Below are 5,442 nucleotides of genomic sequence, written 5' to 3' on the forward strand. Positions count from 1 at the left end.
GCGTGGTGCCATCGCCAATGCGGATGATGTTGGACTCTCCGGCCACGCCTGCATGGCCGATGTCGATGTTGTTGCTGCCGGTGGTGAGGAGGCCGCCGGCAAAGAAGCCGATGGCGATGTTGTTGAAACCCCTGGTGTTGGCGTACAGAGCATTTGTGCCCACAGCCGTGTTGTTGACGCCAGTGCTGATGGAAGTGGGCTGGTTCGAAAAGAGCGCACCGTTTCCCACTGCCGTGTTGTTGCTGAACCATGACGTCCCGCCATTGCTGAAAGACTGTGCCTGGAGGGCGGTGTACCCAATGGCGACATTGTTACCGGCCGTGCTGTTGGCTGAGAGCGCCAAACTGCCAAAGGCCGTGTTGTATGAACCCACCGTGTTGGCGTAAAGCGCCTCGAACCCTGCGGCCGTGTTGCCACCTCCGCTGGTGTTTGCTAGAAGTGTAAAGCTGCCTAAAGCGGTGTTGCTCGACCCATTGGTGTTCGACTGCAGTGAAAGGGCGCCGATGGCTGCGTTATTGGTGCCAGTCGTGATGGCCTTCAGCGAACTGTTCCCTACACCCGTGTTTTGGTTGCCCGTGGTGGTGAAATTGCCCGCAAGCGGACCCGCAAAAAAATTGTAGTTCCCGTAGGTGCTGATCAGGCTGCTGCCGTTCTGGGTGATGACGCCCACGCTGGAACTGCTCGTGGCGGGCAGGCTGAGGCCCCCGGACACGGTCAGGGTCCCGGCGGAGAAGTTCCCGCTGGCATCGCGCTTCACAAGGGTGCTCGCGGTGTTCGCATTCGTCGCCGCATTGGCCAGCAGTTCGGCAGCATTAACGTTCGCCGCCGTCGAGCCGCCGACTGATGCAACCACCGTGGCGCCCTGCGTGCCGGTGACATCGCCTGAGAGAGAGCCGGTGAAGCTGCCCGCAGTGGTGGCGGTGGACGCATTGCCAGCGAGATTGCCGCTGAAGGTGCCCGTGGTGGTGCCGGCAAGGGTGAGGCCGCTGGCCAGCTGCGTGCTGCCCACGGCGCCGGTGGCGATCTGCGTGCTCGTCACACTGCCGGAGGCCAGACTGGTGGCGGTGATGCCCGTCAGGCCGGAGCCATTGCCGTGAACGACGCCGGTGAGGTAGGTGTCCGTCTGCGTGGTGCCATCGCCAATGCGGATGATGTTGGACTCTCCGGCCACGCCTGCATGGCCGATGTCGATGTTGTTGCTGCCGGTGGTGAGGTTCTGCCCGGCGCGGTTTCCCAGGGCGATGTTGCTGCCGCCCGTGGTGTTGCCGGAGAGGGCCTGCCAGCCAAAGGCGGTGTTGGAGTTGCCGGTGGTCGTGCCAATGAGCGCCTGATAGCCCGCAGCCGTGTTGTTGCTGGCCAGATTGTTTTGCAGCGCGTAGGACCCCAGCGCGGTGTTCTGATTGCCGGTGACGTTGTAGTTCAGCGCATCAAAGCCGAAGGCCACGTTGTTGGAGGCCGTGGTGCTGAGCTGCAGGGTCTCATACCCGCTGGCGGTGTTGTTGTTTCCCGTGGTGTTGCTGGAAAGGGAGTAGGTGCCGCTGGCTGTGTTCTTGGTGCCGGAGGTGTTGGCCGTGAGCACCAGATAACCGACCGCTGTGTTCTGGATGCCGGCATCGTTGACCGCGAGCGCCCCGCTGCCGATGGCGGTGTTCTTATGCCCCGTGGTGAGCGCCGGGAGCGTGTTGTTGCCAAAGGCCACGTTGTCATAGCCCGTCTGGGTGAAATTGCCGGAGTTCGCGCCTGCAAAGAGACTGCTGGAGCCGTAGCTGTGCAGCAGGCTCGCCCCATTTTGCTGGATCACTCCCGTCGTCGCGCCCGTGGTGACGGGCAGATTCACGCCCGTGGCCATCAGCGCATAACCCACCGCTGCGATGCGCTGATCCGGCGTGAGCATCTGCGAACCGTTCACGCCGTCATTGAACCAGACGCGCAGGCGCACATCCGCATTGGAAAAGACGCCGGCCGGCACCGCCGTCATGTTGGTCAGCGTGGTGTCCCCGAGCTGCACGGAGTAGAGGCCTTTGGTCACGGAAAGGGTCACGGCGGCGGCGGGCTCGCTCCCCGCGGTGCTGCTGCCGTCATTGCTCCAGTAGGTGGTGCTGCCGTTCGCATTGACCAGGGCAAACTTGAAGAGACCGGAGCCGTCAAAATTGGTGGTGCCGACCGCGACGCGGCCCTGGTAGTTCAGGAGCTGGGGCACCTGGGCCTGGAGCGTGGCGGCGGAAGCGAGCAGCAGCAGGGCCAGGCCCCGTGCGATGAGTGTGGTCATGAGGGTTTCGTGTGCGGGTGAAAGGCTCTGGTGCACGCCGCCACCTCAGCCCGGCAGAACATCGTGGTGCTGACGCGCGGAGAGAAAAACGCCCCGGAAAACGCCTTAAGCCAACCGGAGAATAACTCTTAGCCAGGGCTTAGCAGGCTTGTCCACCACGAAATTGTGGCAAAAATGGCAAGGGCAAAATGCCTGGCATCTTTGCCTTTGCTGTTTGCCTCTGAAGGAGTGAACTGAAGAGAGTTCACAGAACAGGCGGCAAGGGAAACCGGCATTCTCGCGCCTGGGGCCGATGTGCAGTGATCGAGCAGGCACCTTGTAAATCAATGCTTTGATCCGCCCAGGTTGTACAGAATGCCTGGCAACTTTTTCCAAAGATTTCTGATGGAAACGTCTCTGTGTCCTCGGCCTGGGGTTGGTGGCCTTGTTCACCTTGTGACACGTGGCGTTCAACGAGCTTTTTCATCCGCAGCTTTGGGCGCGGGTGCAGCGAGTTGTTCGCGCGCGGCCGCCACGGCTGCGGTGATCTCGTTGATCAGCTGCTCTGCATACGCCTTATTGGAGGGGTCCCGTATCGCGCCCCGGATCCGCTGCGCCAGTCTCTCCAGGCGCGGGCTGAGCTGCGCCACCAGCATGAGATTCAGCGGCTCGTCCTTGCCCAGCATCCGGTGGTTGCACCACAGATGAATCAGCGCCTGCTGCAGTCCCTCCGCTGGGAAGTCGGGGCTGTCCATGCTCTTCAGCGTCACGCTCAGCAGCTCCATCAGCACGGCGGGGTCGGTGATGGCATTGAGCAGATCGATCTGATGGTAGAATAAGACCGGAGGAATATCGCCAATCCGTGTGGCCAGGAGGACAGCCAGTGGCTGCACCGTGCTCTGCTGCCAGGCCCGGTAGTCGTCCATGCTGCCGCTGAAGTGATGATAGCGGTACAGATGATTCAGGCTCACCGCAGAGGTGATCACCAAGCTGGCGGGAAGTAACTTGACCTTGCCGGGGGCAAAGGTGGCAGCAATGCGCTCCGGCGTCACTTCCTTCTCAAGCATGGACGCCATCTTTTGGACCAGCTCTTTCGGGAGGTTCGGGCCTTCCGGCTTGAAGTTGTAATACTGCTCCACCAGCCCGATGGCGGCAATGCGCACTTCAATGTCGCTGTCGTTCATCAGCTTCCAGAGCAGATCGTAGTACGCCATGTCGTGGAGTTCGTAAAGCCGGGTCAGCGCGTGGAGCCTGTCCTCCGGGCTGTTGCTGGCGGCCAGGCGCAGAGTTTCAGCCAGATTTCTTTTTTCGAGGGCTGCCATCTCCTTGGTGGGCTGTGGGCGCAGTGGCACGGTGATGGCTGGCAAGGATGGACTTGGACTGCGGTTTTTTTGGAAATCATCTGACTGTGAGCGTAGTGGCGCGGTGATCGCCAGCAAAAGCACGAATAGGAGGCGTAGCTGCTTGAAGGAGTGGCTCATGGGTGGAAGGCAGGCCGAGGTGGTTTTGTTTCCGGGTGCTCAGGAATCTTGGCGCTCGAACCTCAGTGCATTGGATCACCATGCTTCTGCCGTCCAGGATTTCCAGCCCCATTTTCACGGTGGCTGGCGGGTGGGCTGGCACGGCGCGCCGCTGCTTCTCTCTCTGCTATGGGATAGGCGCCAAAGGTGGCACTGGATCATTGACATCAATCGCCGGGATTTCGATCCTCTCGTTTTTTTTATTCAGATAGTACCCGCCACCGTATTTGGTTTTGATGCGCGTGCCGCCGTTTCTTTTGCGGATGATGTTTTCAAACCTGACCGCACGCTTCTCGTGCGCGTTAGGCCACTGCTTCCGATCGACTCTGTCATTGACATGGGAAGTGCCGATGCCCAGCGGATCGATGGCGTCCCCGGCCTGGCGTTCAGAGGCATGGTAGAGCTCATGCCACACATCCTCCAGGGCCTCGGCGTCAGGATTGAGTTTTCCGCCTGTTGTGACTGCGTCACGCGCCAGGGATGGGGCGCTTAGGAAAATGACATGAACGTCCCGGCCCTGCTCGTCCTTCATCCCAGTGTTCACGTACTGGCCCCGTGCACCGGGTTTGATCGTTATGCCCCTGTAGCTGTCCCTGGCGGGGTCGTTCACCATGATGACCTTGAAGACCCTGGTGGTGTTGTCGCGCAGATGTGCGAGGACCTTTCTGCCTTCCGGGGTGTTTTCCATCATTTGGATCGCGTGGTCATAATTCTCCCAGGCCTTCAAGGTTTGCTGGTTTCGATTATTCGTTTCCTGATTGGCGTCGGCGGTTGCCAGCGCCTTTTCATAAGCGGCTTTCTCTCGTTCATAAGCCGCCATTTTTTCCGGATGGGCCGCCAGTTCTCGCTCATAGGCTGCCATTTCTGCTTTGAATTGATCCTTGGGCGTCTTGATGATTCTGTCGTCTTTTTGTGACCTGTTTGTTTGCCTGGGCTTGCTGGGATTTTCGGGTTTTACAGGTGCTTGTGCCGGCCTCGTTGTGTCGAGCAAATGAACCCTGTTTGCTGTCTGCAGAGCACCACCGCCTGGTGTGGTGCCCGGTCCTTGTGGGGCAGGTTGTGCACGTTGATTCTGCTGCGTCTGCGCTCCCTGCTGAGCGATGACGCCTGCGCTGGCTCCCAAGCGGGAGGGTGCAGGAGAAGCCGCTGCATAAGCGATGTCCGCATTTTTATCAAAGTTCGATGGACGGCTTTTGGCTTCAGTCATTGCTGTCATGGTCTGAAATGGCGCACCAGGGATGTCGGAGAGATTTCTGGACTGGCTCGTGCCCAGGATCCTGAAGCCGGGAGGCAGGCGTTTTTCAAAGATGCGGCCTCGGGGCAGGGCGGGTCTGTTGTCTTGCACCGGGGCTTTCCCGGTGGGGGTGTCTGGTGTAGGAGAATGGAAGTCGTCGCGGAGGTCTTGCGGGGAAGGGGGAAAGCCGTTGTTGCGTGTGGTGGACGGGCTTGCTGCAGCGGGAGGTGCATCATCGAAGCCGGAGCTGCGTGTGGTGTTTTCCCAGGGTTTGGGGGCGGGGGCATGTGTGTCCTCAGAGTGGTCCTGCGGTGGCAGGTCTTGGGCGGTGATGCGGGGCATGTACCAAGGCCTGTCGTCAGCGTGGTCTTGCGGGGCGGTGTCGTTCTCGGGGTTGGCTTCTGAAGGAGGGGGATCATCCTGATCCTCCAGTCTGGTGG

3 protein-coding genes are annotated in these 5,442 nt (G+C 60.4%); all 3 read right to left on the reverse strand.

The features are described from left to right. Positions 1–2,269 (reverse strand): beta strand repeat-containing protein (locus tag WAW39_RS07580; protein WP_422317405.1); only part of this gene is annotated, 2,269 nt, incomplete at its 3' end. Between the two features lie 449 nt (positions 2,270–2,718). Beyond that, complete coding sequence (locus WAW39_RS07585; protein WP_422317407.1) at positions 2,719–3,729, reverse strand: hypothetical protein; 1,011 nt, start codon at positions 3,727–3,729, stop codon at positions 2,719–2,721. Positions 3,730–3,895: 166 nt separating this feature from the next. After that, the gene (locus tag WAW39_RS07590; RefSeq protein ID WP_422317409.1) at positions 3,896–5,344 is read right to left on the reverse strand and encodes a hypothetical protein; all 1,449 of its coding nucleotides are present in this window, start codon (positions 5,342–5,344) and stop codon (positions 3,896–3,898) included. Between the last annotated feature and the right edge of the window lie 98 nt (positions 5,345–5,442).

The organism is Prosthecobacter sp., from assembly GCF_049294395.1.
Classification (GTDB): Bacteria; Verrucomicrobiota; Verrucomicrobiia; order Verrucomicrobiales; family Verrucomicrobiaceae; genus Prosthecobacter.